Here is a 17510-nt window from a genome sequence, read left to right as displayed (position 1 = left end):
TCGGGGTCGCCGGCGCCATCGGAGCGATCTGGCGCGCGCGACGGCCGTCGCCGCGGCGGAGCGGATGCGGTGGATCTGGCCGACCTCGGCGTCGCCGGCGGACGCGTCGCGCTGGTGCAGTTCAGCACCGAGACCTGCGCGCGCTGCCCGCAGGTGCGCCGGCTGCTGCAGGGCATCGCATCCGCGCACCCCGGCGTGGACCATGTCGACGTCGACCTCACTCACCGGCCCGACCTCGCCGCACGTCACCGCGTGCTGAGCACCCCGACGACGTTCGTGATCAGCCCGGATGCGGCGCTCGTCGCCCGCTTCACCGGAGCGCCGCGTCGCGCCGACGTGGAGGCAGTGCTGACCGAGCTGTCCCGACTCCAGGAGGCATCATGACCCAGCCCGCTCCCACCCGCGCCTCGGGCATCGATCCGCGTGGCCCGCGTTTCGGCGCGGCCATCACCTCGGTGCTGCTGGTGGTCGCGACCCTGCTCGGACTGGTCGAGCTCGGTGCGCCCGGACTCGGTGCGGCGTTCTGGCTCACCGCGGTCATCGCGGCGCTGTTCCTGTGGGGCGTGCTCTCGCCGGCCACCGCGCCGTGGGGTGTGCTGTACCGCAGCGCGGTGCGACCGCGCCTGAGCCCGCCTGCCGAGCTCGAGGATCCCCGCCCGCCGCGCTTCGCGCAAGGCGTCGGACTGTTCGTGGTCGGCGTCGGTCTGATCCTGCACGTGGCAGGGGTCCCGCTGGCGCTTCCCATCGCGACCGCCCTGGCGTTCATCGCCGCTTTCCTGAACGCCGCGTTCGCGTTCTGCCTGGGCTGCCAGCTGTACCTGCTGCTGCAGCGCGCGGGCCTGGTCGGCCGCGCCGCGACGCCGGTCTGAGCACCGGTACCGGAGGCCGGTCCGCGTGGGTAGGCTGGCGGACACGACGCGAATCCGCGCCCGCGACACTGCGACCTCTGGAGGAACCATGGCCATCACCAGCGAAGCCGCCGCCACCTGGACCGGATCACTGATGGAGGGCTCGGGCACCGTCGCGTTCTCGACCTCGAACCTCGGCACCTTCCCCCTGGACTGGAAGGCGCGCAGCGAGGGATCGGACACCACGACCACGCCCGAGGAGATGATCGCGGCCGCGCACGCTTCGTGCTTCAGCATGGCGCTCTCGCACGCGCTCGCCGAGAACGGCACGCCGCCCGAGCGCGTCAACACCTCGGCATCCGTCACCTTCAAGCCCGGCACCGGCATCACCGGCAGCCACCTGAACGTCAACGCCTCGGTTCCGGGCCTGTCGCCGGAGAAGTTCCAGGAGATCGCCGAGGGCGCGAAGTCCGGATGCCCGGTCTCGCAGGCGCTCGCCGGCATCGAGATCACGCTCGAGGCCAGCCTGGCCTGAACCCGGGGCGCGCCGACGGACGGAGGTCAGGGCCGGATGCGGGCGAGGCGGATGGCCTCGCGGATGCTGGCCCTGGCGTCCTTGCGGCGACCGGCCGCGTCCTGCACGACGCCGAGACGGTAACGTGCACGCCAGTCGTCGGGAGCGTGCTCGGCCGCGTCCGCGTGCTGCGCGATCATCGCATCCGCGTCGGCGCTGCGCAGCCGTCCCGAGGGGGTGAGCTGCGCGGGCGCCTCAGGCATGCCGCCCTCGCCGTCCAGGATGCGCCCCAGCCGATCGGCGGATAAGCCGAACTGCAACTCGCGCACCAGCGCCCAGCCTGCGATGGCCGCGATCACGATCAGGGCCGCGCCGAAGGAGATCGACAGGGGCGTGGCGGTGGCGAACATGAGCACGGCGAACCAGGCTGCCACGACGACGTACAGCAGAAGTGCGGCGCCCATGATGACGACGCCGATGCGCGAGCTCATCCTCCGATCCTAGATCGAACGCCGCGCGGCCCCGGCTCGCGAGCCCCGCCGAACAGCGCCGGATAGTGGCCGACATTGGCCGACAGCCCGCCGACAGCGCCGTGACAGCGCGTTGCCGGATGCTCGACGCATGACGATTTCCACCACAGACCTGGCCGTCGAGGCCGAGGGGCTCGTGAAGGTGTTCGGCGCGAACCGCGCGGTCGACGGCGTCGACCTGCAGGTGCGGGCCGGCACCGTCTACGGCGTGCTCGGCCCGAACGGCGCGGGCAAGACGACCACGATCAACATGCTCGCGACGCTGCTGCGACCGGACGGCGGCATCGGCCGCGTGTTCGGCCACGACGTCGTCCGCGAGCCGAACATCGTGCGCCAGCTGATCGGCGTGACCGGCCAGTTCGCCTCGGTGGACGAGACGCTCTCCGCGACCGAGAACCTCATCATCTTCTCCCGCCTGCTGGGCCTGTCCCGCACGGCGGCGAGGGCCAAGTCGGCGGAGCTGCTGGAGCGCTTCGGGCTGACCGACGCCGCCCGCCGCCCGCTGAAGAAGTTCTCCGGCGGGATGCGCCGTCGGCTCGACCTGGCAGCATCCCTCATCGCCCAGCCCCCGCTGATCTTCCTGGACGAGCCGACCACGGGGCTGGATCCGCGCACACGCGGGCAGATGTGGGACACGATCCGCGAGCTCGTCGCGAGCGGGTCGACCGTGCTGCTGACCACGCAGTACCTCGACGAGGCCGACCAGCTGGCCGACCGGATCGCGGTCATCGACCGCGGACGCGTGGTCGCCGAGGGCACCTCCGATGAGCTGAAGGCATCCATCGGCACCTCCTCGCTGCAGCTGCGCGTGACCGATGCGGCCGACACCGCCGACGCCGTCACCGCCATCGAGCGCGTGCTGGGGGCGCACGCGGTCCTCTCGCCCGAGGCATCCCGCATCACCGCTCCGATGAGCGACGCCGACCGGATCACCGAGCTGCTGATCACGCTGCGCGAGGCCGGCATCCACCTCTCCGAGCTGAGCGTTCAGAAGCCCACGCTCGACGAGGTCTTCCTCACGATCACCGGTCACGACACCGCCGACCGCACCGCCGATCAGCCCGCCGAGGAGGTTCCCGCATGACCGCCGTCGCACCCGGCCGCACGCAGATCGTGCCGCCCGCAGAACGCCGACTGAGCAACCGCACCCCCCTCGAGCAGACCATCCGCAACACGCTGACCATGGCGTACCGCGGCATCGTCAAGATCCGGCGCACCCCGGAGCAGCTCGTGGACGTGACGGTTCAGCCGATCATCTTCACCCTGATGTTCGCCTACCTGTTCGGCGGCGCGATCGCGGGGAACGTCGAGAGCTATCTGCCGCTGCTGATCCCCGGCATCCTCGTGCAGACCGTGATCACCACCTCAGTGGTGACCGGCACGCAGCTGCGCGAGGACATGGACAAGGGCGTGTTCGACCGCTTCCGCTCGCTGCCGATCGCGCGCATCTCGCCGCTGTCCGGGGCACTGCTGGCCGACACCATCCGCTACGCGATCGCCACCACGCTCACCTTCGTGATGGGCTACGTGATCGGCTATCACCCGGCGGGCGGGATCGGCAGCGTCGCGCTGGCCGGGCTGCTGGTGATCGCCTGCTCCTGGGCCATCAGCTGGATCTTCGCGTTCTTCGGCGTGATCGCGCGCACCGCGGGCAGCGTGCAGGGCATCTCCATGCTGGTGCTGTTCCCCCTCACGTTCCTCTCCAACGCGTACGTGCCCGTGGACACGCTGCCGGACTGGCTGCGCTGGTTCGCGAATGCGAACCCGATCTCGCACCTCGTCACCGCGGTGCGCGAACTGGCCAACAACGGCGCCCTCACCGGCGACGTCTGGATCTCGCTGCTGGGCGCGGCGATCATCGTGATCGTCTTCGCCCCGCTCACGGTGCGCGCCTACATGCGCAGGGCCTGAGGCCCGCCACCCGGATCCCCGGCACCGTCACGGTGACCGGGGATCTCGCGGTGGGTCCGCTCAGCGCGGCTGCCCGGAGAGGATCTCGAGTCCCGCGGCTGTGCGCTCCGGCATCCGCAGCGCCGACGCCGCCGCACGAGCCGACGCGACGGCGCCCGAGCCCAGCACCGCCTCGGCCCGGTGGAGGAGGTCGGCGATGCGCAGGCTCGGCACGTCCTGCCGCGCCCCCATCGCCTCTCCCAGCACCAGCGCCTGCAGCCCGGCCTCGCGCGCCGACGGCTCGGTCAGCGCCCAGGCGGACCAGCCGGTGAGCACCACACCGAGGATGGGCTTGTCGACGAACACCGGCCGCAGCCGTCGCACGGCGAGGAAGCGCACGCGCAGGCGCTCCGCCCACTGCGCGGCATCCTCGTCCACCGCCCGGTCCGCCGACACCGCGGCGACCAGCGCCGACACCGTGAGCAGGTACCACGGCGATGCCCGCTGATCGTGCTCGGCGAACAGCGACAGCGCGCGACGATAGCGGGCCGCGGCCTCGCCGGGCTCCGCCCGCAGTCGTGCGATCTCGGCCAGGCCGAGCCACCCCAGCGAGGCGTGCTCGACGCCCTCCTGCGTGCGCTCCCCGCCGTGGACCATGTGGCCGAAGTGCGGCTCGGCCTCTTCGGGCCGGCCGAGCATGAGCAGAGCGCTGCCCCGGGTCCAGCTCTGCTGGCGCAGCGACTCCTTCGCTCCGAAGGCCTCGAGGCCGCCGCGCGCACGCTGGAGCCAGTCCAGCGTCTCGGCGGGGTCGCCGGTCTGCCCGCCGAGGTCGGCCGCGCTGCTGGCCGCCAGCGTCGCGAACCAGAGATCACCCCGTCGTTCGCCGAGCTCCCACGCGCGGCGGGAGGCCGCCAGCGCCTCCCCGGTCTCGCCCTCGTTCTCGGCGAGGTGCGACAGCGCGAGCTCGCCGATCAGGCGCACGCCCGTATCGTCGTCGTCGCGCAGGCGCTGGATGATCCCGGGGAGCAGCGGCAGCGCGCGCACCCCCTCGAGCAGTTCGGCGACCGCCCGCCACTGGGGCGACATCCCCGCGCCGGCGCGGCGGCGCAGCAGACGCACCCTCGCCACCGCCCGCAGCGCGCGCTGGGGATCGTCGGCTACGAGGGAGACGATGCCACAGGGCAGCAGCACCTGCGCCAGGTCATCCGGATCCGCGGCATCGGACCGCAGCCGGCCGAGCGCGCCCAGGATCGCGGAGGAGAATCCGGTCAGCTCGCCGACCGCACCGCGGATGACCCACGACTGTACCAGCACTCCCGCGATCTCCAGCACGTCCCTCGGGCTGCCCTGCTCGAGCGCGCGGCGCAGCACGACGACGAGATTCTCGTGCTCGGAGCGGATGCGGGAGAACAGCGCCACGTCCATCGGCGCGAACCGCCCGACCATCGTCGAGCCCGGCCGGCCGTGGAACGACCGCGCCCAGCGCAGCGCCGCATCCCACGCAGTCCGATCGCGGCCGTCCCGCACGAGCCGGGCCAGGCCGAACTCCCGCACAGTCTCCAGCATCCGGAATCGGATGCCGGACTCCGCGTCGTCGACGACCACCAGCAGCGACTGCGCCACCAGGGCGTCGATGATGTCGTCGGCATCGTCGCGCTCCAGCACCTCGGCGGCCGTGCGCGCGGAGAACCCGCCCGGGAGCACCGAGAGCGCACTGAGCGCCTGCCTGGCCTCCGCGTCGAGCAGGTCCCAGCTCCATTCGATGACGGCTTCGAGCGTGCGGTGCCGCGCAGGCGCCGTCCGTTCTCCCGTGGTCAGCAGCGCGAATCGGTTCTGCAGGCGCTCCTCGATCTGCTCCGGCGTCATGGTGCGCACGCGGGCGGCGGCCAGCTCGATCGCCAGCGGCAGGCCGTCCAGGTGCGCGCACAGCCGCGCGACGACCTCGGCGTCCAGCTCGGCCCCCGGTCGCACGGCGCGCGCTCGCTCGACGAACAGGCGCACGGCGGACGCGTCGCCCTCGGCATCCAGCGACCGCAGCGGATACACGCGCTCGGCACCGATCGCGAGCGGGGTGCGGCTGGTGGCGAGGATACGCAGGCCCGCGACGTGCGCGAGCGCGTCGGCGACCCACATCGCGACGCCCTGCACCACCTGCTCGCAGTTGTCCAGCACGAGCAGAGTCGCACGCTCGCCCAGCGCGGACATGATGCGCGACCGCAGGTCGGGCCGGCTCAGCGTGTCGGCGAATCCCGTACCGGCGGCACTCTCCCCCACGCCGAGCGCGGTGGCGATCGCGGATTCCACGTCAGCGTCGTCGCGCACCGCCGCGAGCGGGATGACGATGACCGACTCCTCATCCGAGGCGTTCGCGACCTCGTACGCCACGCGCGTCTTGCCCAGCCCGCCCACGCCGAGGATCGTCACCAGGCGCCCGCGCGCCAGCATCTCGACGATCGCACTGAGGTCGCCCTCCCTGCCGATCAGCGGATTCGGTGCGGCGCGCATGCCCACGCGCACCCGGGGCCCTGGCTCCTGCGCGCGCAGCAACCGCGCGTTCAGCTCACGCAGGGCCCGGCCGGGCGATGCGCCGAGATCCTCGCGCAGCCGATCGGCGAAGCCGGCATAGCGGGCGATCGCCTCGGTGGCCCTCCCATCGGCCTGCAGCGCGGTCAGGAGCTCGAGCTGCAGGCCCTCGTCCAGCGGATGCGCATCGGTCATCGTCTCCAACTCCGCCACGGCCTGCGTCGTCCTGCCCATCGCGCCCAGCGCTCGGGCGCGCAGCAGTCGCAGCCGCTCCGCGAGGACCGCCGCCTCGTGGGAGAGCTCAGCGGCGACGGGTGCGTCACCGAGATCGGCGCCGGGTTCGCCGCGCCACAGGGCCAGGGCGGCTTCGGCGGCCTCGAGGCGCTCGGCGGCCGGACCGGTGCCGGCGGCGGTGAGCAGCCGTCGCGCCCTGGACAGGTCGGTCTCCGCGGGTGCCAGAGCGTAGCCACCGGGAACGCTCTGGATCAGGTCGGCGCCGCCGAGCGCCCGCGTGCGCGACACCACCGTCTGCAGCGCGGCACGCGGGTTGCGCGGCGGGCTGTCACCCCACAGATCGTCGGCGAGCGCGGTGCCCGACCTCGAGCTGCCCGCCGCCAGCGCGAGCGCGGCCAGCAGCGCGCGCGTCGCGGCGCCCCCGGCGTCCCCGCCCGCGATCTGCACGGGGCCGAGCACCCCGACGCGGACGGTCATCCCCGTGGCCGGATCCCGATGTCGACGATGTTCTCGAGGCCGACGACCAGGTCGCTGCTGTCGCGGGCGAAGGGCAGCGCCAGGCGGATGCCGGGCGTGTACGCCGCCGCGGAGTCGATCGTGTCGTGCACGATCGTCAGCGTCTCACCGGGACCCGACAGCACCGCCTCCTGGCGCGCGACGACGCCGGGACGGCGCAGCGAGTGCACCGGGATGCCGGAGACCTGCTCGCCCCGTGCGCGCTGATCCGCGTGCGGGGCGCGGAACGGCCCCTGTGCGTCGCGCGCGTCGGCCATCAGCTCGGCTGTGCGCACGGCGGTTCCGCTGGGCGAGTCGATCTTGGTGTCGCGATGCGCCTCGACGACCTCGGCGAACTCGAAGAACGGTGCCGCAGCCGCCGCCAGCGCGGAGCCGAGCGCGGAGCCGAGTGAGAAGTTCGGGATGAAGACCACACCGGTGCGCGCCGAAGACTGGAGCGGCCGCACCAGCGAGATGCGCTCCTGCGACCAGCCGGAGGTCCCGACCAGCACGTTGACGCCCAGCTCCAGCGCCGCCCTGACCACCTCGATGCTCACGGCCGGGGTGGAGGCGTCCACAATCAGGTCGGCGCCGGCGAGCTCGCCCAGGTCGCTGTCGGAGCCGAGGACGGTGCGCACCTCGAACCCGTCGAGGTCGTCGATCACCGCGTGGATGATGCGTCCGAGGTTGCCCCTGCCCCCCACGAGGGCGACTTGAGTGGTCATGCCTCCAGTCTAGATTCGCGCTCGCACTCCCCAGGGCGCGTGACGCGGCGGGTTCAGACCGAGGCGTAGTCGGGCAGTCCCGTGCGCAGCTCCATCGGCAGGTGCCCCAGATCGTTGTGGGTCAGCAGCGACCACGGCCGCCCCTGCTTCTGCGCGATCACGCTCAGTCCGCAGTGCGCCTGGTTCAGCGTCATCCAGCGCCATGCCGGCGCGCCGAGCACTTCGCGCACGAACCACGAGATCACGAAGTTGTGGGTGATGAGCACCTCGTGCACCTCGCCGGTGCGCCGCCGGAGGAACTCCCCCACGGCGTCGGACATCTGCGCGGAGCCGGCCTCGATCTCCGCTTCGCTGACCGAGCCGAAGAAGGGCTCGTAGGCGGCGGGCGTGTCCTCTGTCATGCCGGTCGGCACGCAGTCGAACAGCAGCGCGGAGGGCACCGGATCGACCGACGGCAGACGCGCGGCCACGGCGCGGGCCGTCTCGGCGGCGCGCAGCAGCGGGGAGTGCCAGACCGCGTCCAGAGGCAGGCCCGAGAGCCGGTCCGCGACGAGCTCGGCCTGGCGCTGGCCTCTGGGCGAGAGGGGTCCGTCGTCGACGCCGTGCTCGGCGTCCTGATGTTCACCGTGTCTGACCAGATATATGTAGTGCGTCACAACCCTGCTCGCTTCATGCCGCCGCATCGCGGCGTCTCCAGCTTAGGTCACGTCGCCGACGTCGGCGCGCGCGTGTGGCGTCGCGGCGGCGATTCAGCTGGCATCGCGGCGGCGGTTCAGGCCCCGGCGCGGGTGAGTTCGGCCAGCTGCGTTCGGGAGAGGGTGATGCCCGTGCCCTGCACGAGCTCGTCCACGTGCACCGTCGCGAACGCGTTGACGATGGGCGCCACCACCGTGCGCTGGGCCAGCAGCCACGCGATCGACACCGCGGCCACCGGCACGCCGAGGTCGGCCGCGATCAGATCGAGCGCGCGCAGCACGCGGATGCCACGGCGATTCAGCTGGCTGCGCAGCTGCTGCCCGCGCACACCTCCCACGCGGGAACCGCGGCGGTGCCGACCGGAGAGGAAGCCGTGCTCGAGGGCATGCGACGGCGTGACCGCCAGCCCCTGCGCAGCCGCGACCAGCCGCAGATCGCCCTCGAACTCTGCGCGGCGCACCAGGTTGTACGGCTCGTCCAGCACCTCCAGCCGCGGATAGCCGGCAGAGGCGAGGATACGCGCTTCGACGAGCTGCTCCGGGGCGAAACGGAAGGCTCCGGCCGCGGAGATCTTGCCGGCGTCCCGCAGCCATTCGACCGTGGCGAGGGTGTCCTCCAGGCTCGTGTCCTGGTCCAGGGATGCGTCCAGGTGCAGCACGTCGACGCGCTCGACGCCGAGCCGGGTCAGCGATGCCTCCACAGCCCGCACGAGGTTGACCGATCCGAGTCCGGGGTTGTCGGCGTGCGAGCCGACGCGCACGTTCAGCACCATCCGGTCGCGTTCGCCTCGCGTGCGCAGCCATTCGCCGATGATGTGCTCGCTGCGCCCTCCGGAGAACCCGTCGGCCGTGTGGATCGCGTTGCCGCCGATCTCCGCGTACCGGTCCAGCAGCTCGTGACTGGTCGGCAGGTCCACGTTCCAGCCGAACTCCGCCGCGCCCAGCATGAGCGGGAAGACCGAGAAGCCGGTCTCGCCGAGCGGGACGCGCACGCCCTCGCCCACGCCGGCACCGACCACGGGGATCGGCGCGGAGGGATGCTCGGCGGAGATCTCTTCGGCGCGCGAACGCTGATCGGCCGTGCCGACTCCGAAGATCCTCATCTCCCACCCCCGTGAGACATCCGACGCACCCCCGTGCGTACTTCGAGAGTATGCGAGGTCTCGCACGTGCGCGGTCCGGTGGGCGGGCGCGACGGGAAGTTCTCGTAACGATCCCATCACATCGGATGCGAAAGGGCCCGGGAACGCGCGCGCTGCGCACGTTCCCGGGCCCCTGGGCGGATGCCGGCTGACCGGCATCCGCGAGGATCACGCCTCGGCGGTCTCCGCTGCCTGCTCGCCCTCGGCCGGGGCGTCGTCGAGCACGGGCTCGAGCGACAGCTTGCCGCGGTCGTCGATCTTGGTGATGCGCACGAGGAGCTTCTGCCCGACCGAGAGCACGTCGTCGACGTTCTCGACCCGCTTGCCACCGGCGAGCTTGCGCACCTCGGTGACGTGCAGCAGTCCGTCCTTGCCCGGCAGCAGCGAGATGAAGGCGCCGAAGCTGGCGATCTTCACCACTGTGCCCAGGAACTGCTCGCCGATCTCGGGGTTGGTCGGGTTGGCGATCGCGTTGACCTGAGCGCGCGCGGCCTCGGCCGACGGGCCGTCGACGGCGCCGATGTAGACGGTGCCGTCCTCCTCGATGGAGATCTGCGCGCCGGTCTCATCCTGGATCGCGTTGATCGTCTTGCCCTTCGGGCCGATCAGCTCGCCGATCTTGTCCACCGGGATCTGCACGCTGATGACGCGCGGCGCGGTGGGCGCCATCTCGTCAGGAGCGTCAATCGCGGCGTTCAGCACGCTGAGGATCGTCAGGCGCGCGTCGCGGGCCTGGGTCAGGGCGCCTGCCAGCACCGACGACGGGATGCCGTCGAGCTTGGTGTCCAGCTGGATCGCGGTGATGAACTCGCTGGTGCCTGCGACCTTGAAGTCCATGTCACCCAGCGCGTCCTCGGCACCGAGGATGTCGGTGAGCGCCGCGTAGCGGGTCTCACCGTCGACCTCGTCCGAGACCAGGCCCATGGCGATGCCGGCGACGGGTGCGCGCAGCGGCACACCGGCGTTCAGCAGCGACAGGGTCGAGGCGCAGACCGAGCCCATCGACGTCGAGCCGTTGGATCCGAGGGCCTCGGAGACCTGACGGATCGCGTAGGGGAACTCCTCGCGGGTCGGCAGCACCGGCACGAGGGCGCGCTCGGCGAGGAAGCCGTGCCCGATCTCGCGACGCTTCGGCGACCCGACGCGACCGGTCTCACCGGTCGAGTACGGCGGGAAGTTGTAGTGGTGCATGTAGCGCTTGTGCGTCACCGGCGACAGCGAGTCGATCTGCTGCTCCATCTTGAGCATGTTCAGCGTGGTGACGCCCATGATCTGGGTCTCACCGCGCTGGAAGATCGCCGAGCCGTGCACGCGCGGGATCACCTGCACCTCCGCGTCCAGCGGACGGATGTCCGCCAGGCCACGGCCGTCCATGCGCACGCCCTCGGCCAGGATGCGGCCGCGAACGATCTGCTTGGTGACGGACTTGTACGCGCCGGAGACCTCGCCGGCTGCGGACTCGGGCAGCGTTCCCGCCTCGATGGCCGAGGCGACCTCGGCCTTGACGCGGCTCTTGACCTCGTCGTCGGCGTTCTGGCGCTCGATCTTGTCGGCGATCTGGTAGACCTTCTCGAGATCCGCCGTCGCGGACTGGGCGATGAAGTCGTAGGTGGCCTGCTCGTACGCGGGGAAGACCGGGTACACACCGGGCTCCTTCGACGAGTGCTGCGCCATCTCGGCCTGCGCCTCGACGAGCTGCTTCAGGAACGGCTTCGCGGCCTCCAGGCCACCGGCGACGATCTCCTCGCTGGGCTTGACGGCGCCGGCCTTGATCAGGTTCCAGCTGTTCTCGGTGGCCTCGGCCTCGACCATCATGATGGCGACGTCCTCGGAGCCGTCGGCCTTCTTGACCACGCGGCCGGCGACCATGAGGTCGAACACGGCCTCCTCGACCTGAGCGGCGTTCGGGAACGCGACCCACTGGTCGGCGTGCTCGCCGTGGCCGGGGATGAGCGCCAGGCGCACGCCGGCGATCGGACCCGAGAAGGGCAGACCCGAGATCTGGGTCGAGGCGGATGCCGCGTTGATCGCCAGCGCGTCGTAGTACTCGCCAGGGGCGATCGACAGCACGGTGATCACGATCTGCACCTCGTTGCGCAGGCCGTCGACGAACGACGGGCGCAGCGGACGGTCGATCAGGCGGCACACCAGGATCGCCTCGGTGGAGGGGCGGCCCTCGCGGCGGAAGAACGAGCCGGGGATCTTGCCGGCGGCGTAGGAGCGCTCCTCGACGTCGACGGTCAGCGGGAAGAAGTCGAAGCCCTCGCGCGGGTGCTTGCCCGCGCTGGTGGCCGACAGCAGCATGGTCTCGCCGTCGAGGTAGGCGGCGACGGAGCCCTGCGCCTGCTGGGCGAGGCGTCCGGTCTCGAACCGGACGGTACGGGTGCCGAAGCGGCCGTTGTCGAGAACGGCTTCGGCGGCAGTGATTTCAGGACCTTCCAAGAGGTCTCTCCTTCTTTGTTTAGGCTCGCGCGTCCGTGTGACGCGCGAGTTCTCGCGAAGGAGCGGATGCGGACAGATATAAGCGCGCGGGCATCCCCGCGAATCTCGCCTGCGCTGGCCACCAGTAGAAGATCACCCGGCGCCGTGCGCGACGAGGAACCCACCACAGGGGACCAGCTTCTCAGCCGACCGCTCCGTACTAAGTCGATATGCAGTTTGACGGATGCCACAGGCATCCTGCTCAAGCCTAGCAGTGCACCCCCAGGATCGACGTTCTCCCCGAGTTGCGTCAGCCGCGTCCGCCGAGACGAAGAGGCCGAATCCCGCCAGCGAGGAATCGAACGCGTCACCGCTTGTCGGCGAGGCTCAACCCGCATCGATCGCACTCAACGGCGGCGCGCTCGTCGTTCTGATGGCCCCGACGCTCCAGTCTCTTCCCGCTGGTGCCGCAATCGCGCTGGGAGCGGTGATCGCCGTCTTCGGCGGTGCCGTGGCGCTGATCCTCCTCTTTCCGATGGTGTCTGCCTCTTTCCGATGGTGTCTGCAGTCCTGATCGCTCTCGGCGCGGTCATCACGGTCGTGGTCATGCGTCGCACGGAAGGGCGCCCTGCTCTCGCCACAACGGTGTAGCACGGCGGCGGCCCGCCAGGCGGTGCAGCTGGTGATCGAGAGGATCGGGGCCTGCGGGTCTCATCAGATGATGCGCTCCAGCAACTTCGGCCCGGTCCGGCGCTGCCTTTGACCATGCCACGCTGACTCTTCGCGCCCAGCGCACGCTGAGCCGCTAGGCTGACCTGCATGAGCGAAGACAAGGCAGTCTCCCCCGAGGAGATGAAGCGCAAGTTCAAGGAAGCGCTCGACCGGAAGAATGCGAAGAACCAGGGCGGCGAGGCTCACCTCGACGGCGATTCGGCCGTGCACGCGACGCCCGCACCCCAGATGAAGCGCGAGTTCCGCCGCAAGAGCGGCTGATCCAGCGGACACGAGCGGGCCGGGCTCGGGATGCGCATGTCGCTCCCGGGCTCGGCCCTTCTGCATCACTCCCCCGCGAGCCCGCCCAGCAGATGCCCGAAGGACTTCCCCTTGCCCAGGTAGGTGTCGGGGTCGAACGGGTCGGCGTCGGTCACCGGCTCCTTGCGCGCGATCGCCTCGGCCAGCTCGCGCGCACCGCGCTCCACACGGGCGCTCAGCGGCGCCACCTCGTCGGCGTTCGCACCCCAGTCGCTGGAGGCGGCGAACACCCCCGTCGAGACGGGCTCGGCGTGCAGGTAGGTGAACAGCGGCCGGATCGCGTAGTCGATCGCCAGCGAGTGCCGGGCCGTGCCGGCGTTCGCTCCGATCAGCACGGGCTTGCCGGTCAGCGCATCCGGATCGAGCACGTCGATGAACGACTTGAACAGGCCCGCGTAGCTGGTGGAGAAGATCGGTGTCACGGCGATGATCGCATCCGCTGAGACGACCCGGTTGATCGCCTCTTCCAGCGGCGCCGGTGCGAAGCCGGTGAGCAGGTTGTTCGTGATGTCGTGCGCGAGGTCGCGCAGCTCGATCACATCGACCTGCACCTCGATACCGCGCTCACGCAGGGCCTTGGCGGTCTCGGCCGACAGGCGGTCGGCCAGCATCCGCGTCGACGACGGATTGGACAGGCCCGAGGAGATCACAGCGATACGGCGCTCGCTCATCTCAGGCATCCTTTCCGGTCAGGCCGAACGCGGCGCCGGCGACGCTCTTCGACGCGTCCGGCGACCCGCCGTCCTGGTACGGCGATCCCGCCGTGAGATTGTCGCCGCGGTTCGCGCCCGGCCGCGCCTCGCGCGCGGGCCCGTCGCCGTAGGCCGCCTGCACGCGAGCCGCGTGCGTCGGAGCATCCGGGACGGCGGCAGGGCGGTCCTTCGCAAGCTCCCTGCGCAGCACCGGCACGACGTCGCCGCCGAGCAGGTCGATCTGCTCGAGCACGGTCTTCAGCGGCAGGCCGGCGTGATCCATCAGGAACAGCTGGCGCTGGTAGTCGCCGAAGGTGTCGCGCATCGAGGCGTACCGGTCGATGACCTGCTGCGGCGAACCTACGGTCAGAGGGGTCATCTCCGTGAAGTCCTCCATCGAGGGGCCGTGGCCGTAGACCGGTGCGTTGTCGAAGTACGGCCGGAACTCGTCGACGGCATCCTGCGAGTTCGGACGGATGAACGCCTGCCCGCCCAGCCCGACGATCGCCGTCTCCGGCGCGCCGTGGCCGTAGTGGCTCCACCGCTGCCGGTACAGCTCGATGAGGCGCTGATAGTGCTCTTTGGGCCAGAAGATGTTGTTCGCGAAGAAGCCGTCGCCGTAGTACGCGGCCTGCTCGGCGATCTCGGGAGTGCGGATCGATCCGTGCCACACGAACGGCGCCACGCCGTCGAGGGGACGCGGCGTTGCGGTGAAGCCCTGCAGCGGAGTGCGGAACTTGCCGTCCCAGTCCACGACATCGTCGGTCCACAGCTTGTGCAGCAGGGCGTAGTTCTCGATCGCCAGGGGCAGGCCCTGACGGATGTCCTTGCCGAACCACGGATAGACCGGACCGGTGTTGCCGCGCCCCATCATCAGGTCCATCCGGCCGCCCGACAGGTGCTGCAGCATCGCGTACTCCTCGGCGATGCGCACCGGGTCGTTCGTGGTGATCAGGGTGGTGGAGGTCGACACGATCAGCCGCTGCGTCTGCGCGGCGATGTACGCCAGCAGAGTGGTCGGCGACGACGAGAAGAACGGCGGGTTGTGGTGCTCGCCGATCGCGAAGACGTCGAGCCCGGCATCCTCCGCGTGCCTGGCGATGGTCACCGCCGCCTCGATGCGCTCGCGCTCGCTGGGCGTGATGCCCGTGGTCGGGTCCTGCGTGATGTCGCTGACCGACATGATGCCGAACTGCATACCTGCCGGCCGGGTGCTGTCCTGCGCGTCCATGATTCTGATTCTCCACTCCGGATGCCGTGACATCCGCATCTATTCACCTGAATGTAATTGATGAAACGCCGCGGACCCGCGAGTATTCCCTCAGGCGGCGGAGAACTCCGCGCGGGTAGCCTCGGAGGATGAGCAGTGCCGATCAGCGTCCTCCCCAGACGAGTCCGACGGGGACGGTGCGGCAGCGGCGCCGGGTGCCGTTCTGGGACAACGCGCGCTTCGCCTGCATCGTGCTGGTGGTGGTCGGGCACGGCACGCAGCGCCTGATCTACGACTCCGACATCTCCTACGCGTTCTACCTGTGGATCTACGCGTTCCACATGCCGGCTTTCGCGATCATCTCCGGATACTTCTCCAAGTCGTCCAGCCCGACCAGGCGCCAGATGGCCAGGGTGATCACCGACATCCTCGTGCCGTACGCGATCTTCGAGGGTCTGTGGACCCTGACCAAGTGGCTCGTGGAGGGCAGGGCGAACCCCAACCCCACCCAGCCGTCCTGGACGCTGTGGTTCCTGCTGGCGCTGGGCATCTTCCGACTGGTGCTCCCCTATCTCGCGCTGCTGCGGTGGCCGCTGGCCTGGGCGCTCGCGATCTCGGTGGGCGTGGGCTACTTCAGCAACATCGACAGCACGTTCTCGCTCTCGCGCACGCTGGGCCTGCTGTTCTTCTTCACGCTGGGCTGGTGGCTGCGCGAGCACGATCTCGTGCGCCGGCTCTCGCTGGTCGACTTCCGTCCCTGGTGGCTGCGCGCGGGTGCCGCCCTGGTGCTGGCGGCCTGGGCCTTCGTGTGCTGGCGCTGGCTGTCGCTGTGGGACGAGGTCGACCTGCGCTTCTGGTTCTTCTACGACGACTCGTACTCGGGGCTGTCGGCCGACCAGTGGTGGGCCGGCGGCATCCGCCTGTGCCTGATCGCGCTGGCCGTGCTGCTGGCCACGTGCTTCTTCGTGCTGCTGCCGCGGCGAGCGCAGTGGTGGACCACCCTGGGCCAGTACACGATGTACGTGTACCTGCTCCACTCGTTCGTGCTGTACCCGTTCCGTCAGTCCGGGATGCTGCGTGGGCTCGACCCCACCTGGATCTGGCTGCCGCTGGTCACCGCGCTGGCGATCGGCATCGCGTTCGTGCTCGCGTCCCGGCCGGTCCGACGCGTCTTCCGGCCTCTGATCGAGCCCCGCCCGCGCTGGATGTTCACCGACGCCGCGCTGTCGTCCGGGTCGGACCGCCGCAACGACCCGACGGGCTCGCGCCGGGCGGGGTGAATCAGCCGAGCAGTCCTGCGCCGACGTACGACCCCCTGGCCGCTCCCGGCGGGATCGCCCAGATGCCGGAGCCCACGTGCCGGATGTACTCGTTGAGCAGGTCGGTGGAGAGGCTGCGCTGCAGGGTGATGAACTGCTCAGGATGACGCTGGTACGACAGGAAGAAGAGCCCGGCATCCAGGCGCCCGAGCGCGTTGTTGCCGCCGACGTAGTTGAAACCGCGTCGCAGGATGCGCACGCCGCCGTTGCTGTCGGGATGCGCCAGCCGCACGTGGCTGTGCGGGTCCAGCCCCGACAGCGTCGGCGCCGTCATCTCCGTACCGCCGGAGAGCGGCGCGCCCTGGCCCTTGTCGCGACCGAAGATCTGCTGCTGCTCGGCGAGACGGACTCGATCCCAGGTCTCGATCAGCATCGCGATCTTGCGGGCCACCAGGTAGGACCCGCCCGCAAGCCAGTCGGGCTCATCCGAGTCGGAGACCCAGACGTGCTCGCCGAGCGCCTTCGCATCGTCGGCGAGGATGTTCGCCGTGCCGTCTTTGAAGCCGAATAGATTGCGCGGCGTCTGCTGGGTGGCCGTCGTCCGGGAGGTCTTGCCGTATCCCAGCTGCGACCAGCGCAGCCGAGCCCGGCCGAAGGCGATGCGACTGAGGTTTCGCACCGCGTGGACGGCGACCTGCGGGTCATCCGCGCACACCTGGATGCACAGGTCTCCGTCGGACTGGCCCGGATCGAGATCGTCCCCGAGGAACGCCGGCAGTCGCTCGAGCGCTGCCGGACGCAGGTGGCGGATGCCGTACCGGTCGCCGTCCTCGTGCTCGAACAGTGTCGGCCCGAAGCCGAACGTCACCGTCAGCGCGGCAGCGGGCAGGTCGAGAGCCTCCCCGGTGTCGTCCGGCGGTGCCTGCGGGGAGCCGCCCACCGCGCCGGTCGCGCTCACCTGCAGCCCCTGGGTCATTCGCGCGGCGGCGTAGCTCCAGTCCTGCAGGAGCTGGATCAGGTCGGCGCGGTCGCTGCGAGGCGTCATGTCGAACGCGGCGAAGTGCAGATGCTCCTGCACCGGAGTGGTGATGCCGGCCTGGTGCGTTCCGAAGAACGGGTGGATGATCGACGGCTCGTCCCGGCGCGCCGTCGCGGCGAGAACCGATCCGGCCCCGGCTGCCAGGCCGACGGCTCCCGTGCCGAGCGCGAGGCCGAGCACTCCGCGGCGGCTCAGCGCAGCGCGCTCCGGCGAGGCGGGCTCCTGCGAACCCGCCTGCGCCGCGTCCACCGCGTCGTTCAC

16 protein-coding genes are annotated in these 17510 nt (G+C 70.7%); 7 read left to right on the top strand and 9 right to left on the bottom strand.

Annotated features, from left to right (window positions below; translation table 11 throughout):
• Positions 1–69 precede the first annotated feature (69 nt).
• The 3 genes from Q9R19_RS04815 to Q9R19_RS04805 all read left to right on the top strand — a co-directional run bounded on the left by Q9R19_RS04815 (position 70) and on the right by Q9R19_RS04805 (position 1383).
• A complete protein-coding gene (locus Q9R19_RS04815; RefSeq protein WP_311255197.1) occupies positions 70–384 on the top strand; it encodes a thioredoxin family protein in 315 nt (104 codons plus the stop codon).
• Complete coding sequence (locus tag Q9R19_RS04810) at positions 381–869, top strand: DUF4395 domain-containing protein (protein WP_311255196.1); 489 nt, start codon at positions 381–383, stop codon at positions 867–869. The genes Q9R19_RS04815 and Q9R19_RS04810 overlap by 4 nt, the downstream gene beginning before the upstream one ends.
• 88 nt (positions 870–957) lie before the next feature.
• Positions 958–1383, top strand: coding sequence for an OsmC family peroxiredoxin (locus Q9R19_RS04805; protein WP_311255195.1), 426 nt, complete (start codon positions 958–960; stop codon positions 1381–1383).
• A 26-nt stretch (positions 1384–1409) separates the two neighbouring features.
• Here Q9R19_RS04805 and Q9R19_RS04800 read toward each other — a convergent pair whose 3' ends face one another.
• Positions 1410–1853: a hypothetical protein gene (locus Q9R19_RS04800; RefSeq protein ID WP_311255194.1), complete on the bottom strand. Its 444-nt coding sequence runs from the start codon at positions 1851–1853 to the stop codon at positions 1410–1412.
• A 130-nt stretch (positions 1854–1983) separates the two neighbouring features.
• Between Q9R19_RS04800 and Q9R19_RS04795 the strand changes: the two genes are divergently transcribed.
• Both Q9R19_RS04795 and Q9R19_RS04790 read left to right on the top strand, forming a co-directional pair.
• Positions 1984–2976 (top strand): ATP-binding cassette domain-containing protein, encoded by a 993-nt coding sequence (locus Q9R19_RS04795; RefSeq protein WP_311255193.1) that lies wholly within the window; start codon positions 1984–1986, stop codon positions 2974–2976.
• The gene (locus Q9R19_RS04790; RefSeq protein WP_311255192.1) at positions 2973–3803 is read left to right on the top strand and encodes an ABC transporter permease; all 831 of its coding nucleotides are present in this window, start codon (positions 2973–2975) and stop codon (positions 3801–3803) included. The genes Q9R19_RS04795 and Q9R19_RS04790 overlap by 4 nt, the downstream gene beginning before the upstream one ends.
• 60 nt (positions 3804–3863) lie before the next feature.
• Here Q9R19_RS04790 and Q9R19_RS04785 read toward each other — a convergent pair whose 3' ends face one another.
• The 5 genes from Q9R19_RS04785 to Q9R19_RS04765 form a co-directional block, all read right to left on the bottom strand.
• On the bottom strand, positions 3864–7016 hold the full coding sequence (locus tag Q9R19_RS04785; protein ID WP_311255191.1) for a BTAD domain-containing putative transcriptional regulator: 3153 nt from the start codon (positions 7014–7016) through the stop codon (positions 3864–3866).
• Positions 7013–7759, bottom strand: a complete 747-nt coding sequence (dapB, locus tag Q9R19_RS04780) for a 4-hydroxy-tetrahydrodipicolinate reductase (RefSeq protein WP_311255190.1) — start codon at positions 7757–7759, stop codon at positions 7013–7015. The genes Q9R19_RS04785 and dapB overlap by 4 nt, the downstream gene beginning before the upstream one ends.
• Before the next feature lie 53 nt (positions 7760–7812).
• Positions 7813–8415: a histidine phosphatase family protein gene (locus Q9R19_RS04775; RefSeq protein ID WP_311255189.1), complete on the bottom strand. Its 603-nt coding sequence runs from the start codon at positions 8413–8415 to the stop codon at positions 7813–7815.
• Positions 8416–8531: 116 nt separating this feature from the next.
• Complete coding sequence (locus tag Q9R19_RS04770) at positions 8532–9557, bottom strand: aldo/keto reductase (RefSeq protein ID WP_311255188.1); 1026 nt, start codon at positions 9555–9557, stop codon at positions 8532–8534.
• Between the two features lie 207 nt (positions 9558–9764).
• The gene (locus Q9R19_RS04765; protein WP_311255187.1) at positions 9765–12038 is read right to left on the bottom strand and encodes a polyribonucleotide nucleotidyltransferase; all 2274 of its coding nucleotides are present in this window, start codon (positions 12036–12038) and stop codon (positions 9765–9767) included.
• Between the two features lie 798 nt (positions 12039–12836).
• Between Q9R19_RS04765 and Q9R19_RS04760 the strand changes: the two genes are divergently transcribed.
• Entirely contained in the window at positions 12837–13010 is a 174-nt protein-coding gene (locus Q9R19_RS04760; protein WP_311255186.1) for a DUF5302 domain-containing protein, read from the top strand.
• Positions 13011–13075: 65 nt separating this feature from the next.
• Here Q9R19_RS04760 and Q9R19_RS04755 read toward each other — a convergent pair whose 3' ends face one another.
• Together Q9R19_RS04755 and Q9R19_RS04750 are read right to left on the bottom strand one after the other, a co-directional pair.
• Positions 13076–13720, bottom strand: a complete 645-nt coding sequence (locus Q9R19_RS04755; RefSeq protein ID WP_311255185.1) for an FMN reductase — start codon at positions 13718–13720, stop codon at positions 13076–13078.
• Between the two features lies 1 nt (position 13721).
• A complete protein-coding gene (locus Q9R19_RS04750; RefSeq protein ID WP_311255874.1) occupies positions 13722–14939 on the bottom strand; it encodes an LLM class flavin-dependent oxidoreductase in 1218 nt (405 codons plus the stop codon).
• A gap of 161 nt (positions 14940–15100) precedes the next feature.
• Between Q9R19_RS04750 and Q9R19_RS04745 the strand changes: the two genes are divergently transcribed.
• The gene (locus Q9R19_RS04745; protein WP_311255184.1) at positions 15101–16231 is read left to right on the top strand and encodes an acyltransferase family protein; all 1131 of its coding nucleotides are present in this window, start codon (positions 15101–15103) and stop codon (positions 16229–16231) included.
• 1 nt (position 16232) lies between these two features.
• Here Q9R19_RS04745 and efeB read toward each other — a convergent pair whose 3' ends face one another.
• Positions 16233–17510, bottom strand: coding sequence for an iron uptake transporter deferrochelatase/peroxidase subunit (gene efeB, locus Q9R19_RS04740; RefSeq protein WP_311255183.1), 1278 nt, complete (start codon positions 17508–17510; stop codon positions 16233–16235).

The sequence above is a fragment of the Microbacterium sp. ARD32 genome, assembly GCF_031844385.1.
Taxonomy (GTDB): Bacteria; Actinomycetota; Actinomycetes; order Actinomycetales; family Microbacteriaceae; genus Microbacterium.
This window is presented reverse-complemented; position numbering and strand designations above follow the sequence as displayed.

What these genes read in the sequence shown, in the direction of transcription:
- Q9R19_RS04760 (WP_311255186.1), top strand. Translation starts at nt 12,837, where the DNA reads ATGAGCGAAGACAAGGCAGTCTCCCCCGAGGAGATGAAGCGCAAGTTC.
- Q9R19_RS04790 (WP_311255192.1), top strand. Translation starts at nt 2,973, where the DNA reads ATGACCGCCGTCGCACCCGGCCGCACGCAGATCGTGCCGCCCGCAGAA.
- Q9R19_RS04770 (WP_311255188.1), bottom strand. Translation starts at nt 9,557, where the DNA reads ATGAGGATCTTCGGAGTCGGCACGGCCGATCAGCGTTCGCGCGCCGAA.
- Q9R19_RS04755 (WP_311255185.1), bottom strand. Translation starts at nt 13,720, where the DNA reads ATGAGCGAGCGCCGTATCGCTGTGATCTCCTCGGGCCTGTCCAATCCG.
- Q9R19_RS04800 (WP_311255194.1), bottom strand. Translation starts at nt 1,853, where the DNA reads ATGAGCTCGCGCATCGGCGTCGTCATCATGGGCGCCGCACTTCTGCTG.
- Q9R19_RS04750 (WP_311255874.1), bottom strand. Translation starts at nt 14,939, where the DNA reads ATGCAGTTCGGCATCATGTCGGTCAGCGACATCACGCAGGACCCGACC.
- Q9R19_RS04745 (WP_311255184.1), top strand. Translation starts at nt 15,101, where the DNA reads ATGAGCAGTGCCGATCAGCGTCCTCCCCAGACGAGTCCGACGGGGACG.
- Q9R19_RS04785 (WP_311255191.1), bottom strand. Translation starts at nt 7,016, where the DNA reads ATGACCGTCCGCGTCGGGGTGCTCGGCCCCGTGCAGATCGCGGGCGGG.
- Q9R19_RS04795 (WP_311255193.1), top strand. Translation starts at nt 1,984, where the DNA reads ATGACGATTTCCACCACAGACCTGGCCGTCGAGGCCGAGGGGCTCGTG.
- Q9R19_RS04805 (WP_311255195.1), top strand. Translation starts at nt 958, where the DNA reads ATGGCCATCACCAGCGAAGCCGCCGCCACCTGGACCGGATCACTGATG.
- dapB (WP_311255190.1), bottom strand. Translation starts at nt 7,759, where the DNA reads ATGACCACTCAAGTCGCCCTCGTGGGGGGCAGGGGCAACCTCGGACGC.
- Q9R19_RS04810 (WP_311255196.1), top strand. Translation starts at nt 381, where the DNA reads ATGACCCAGCCCGCTCCCACCCGCGCCTCGGGCATCGATCCGCGTGGC.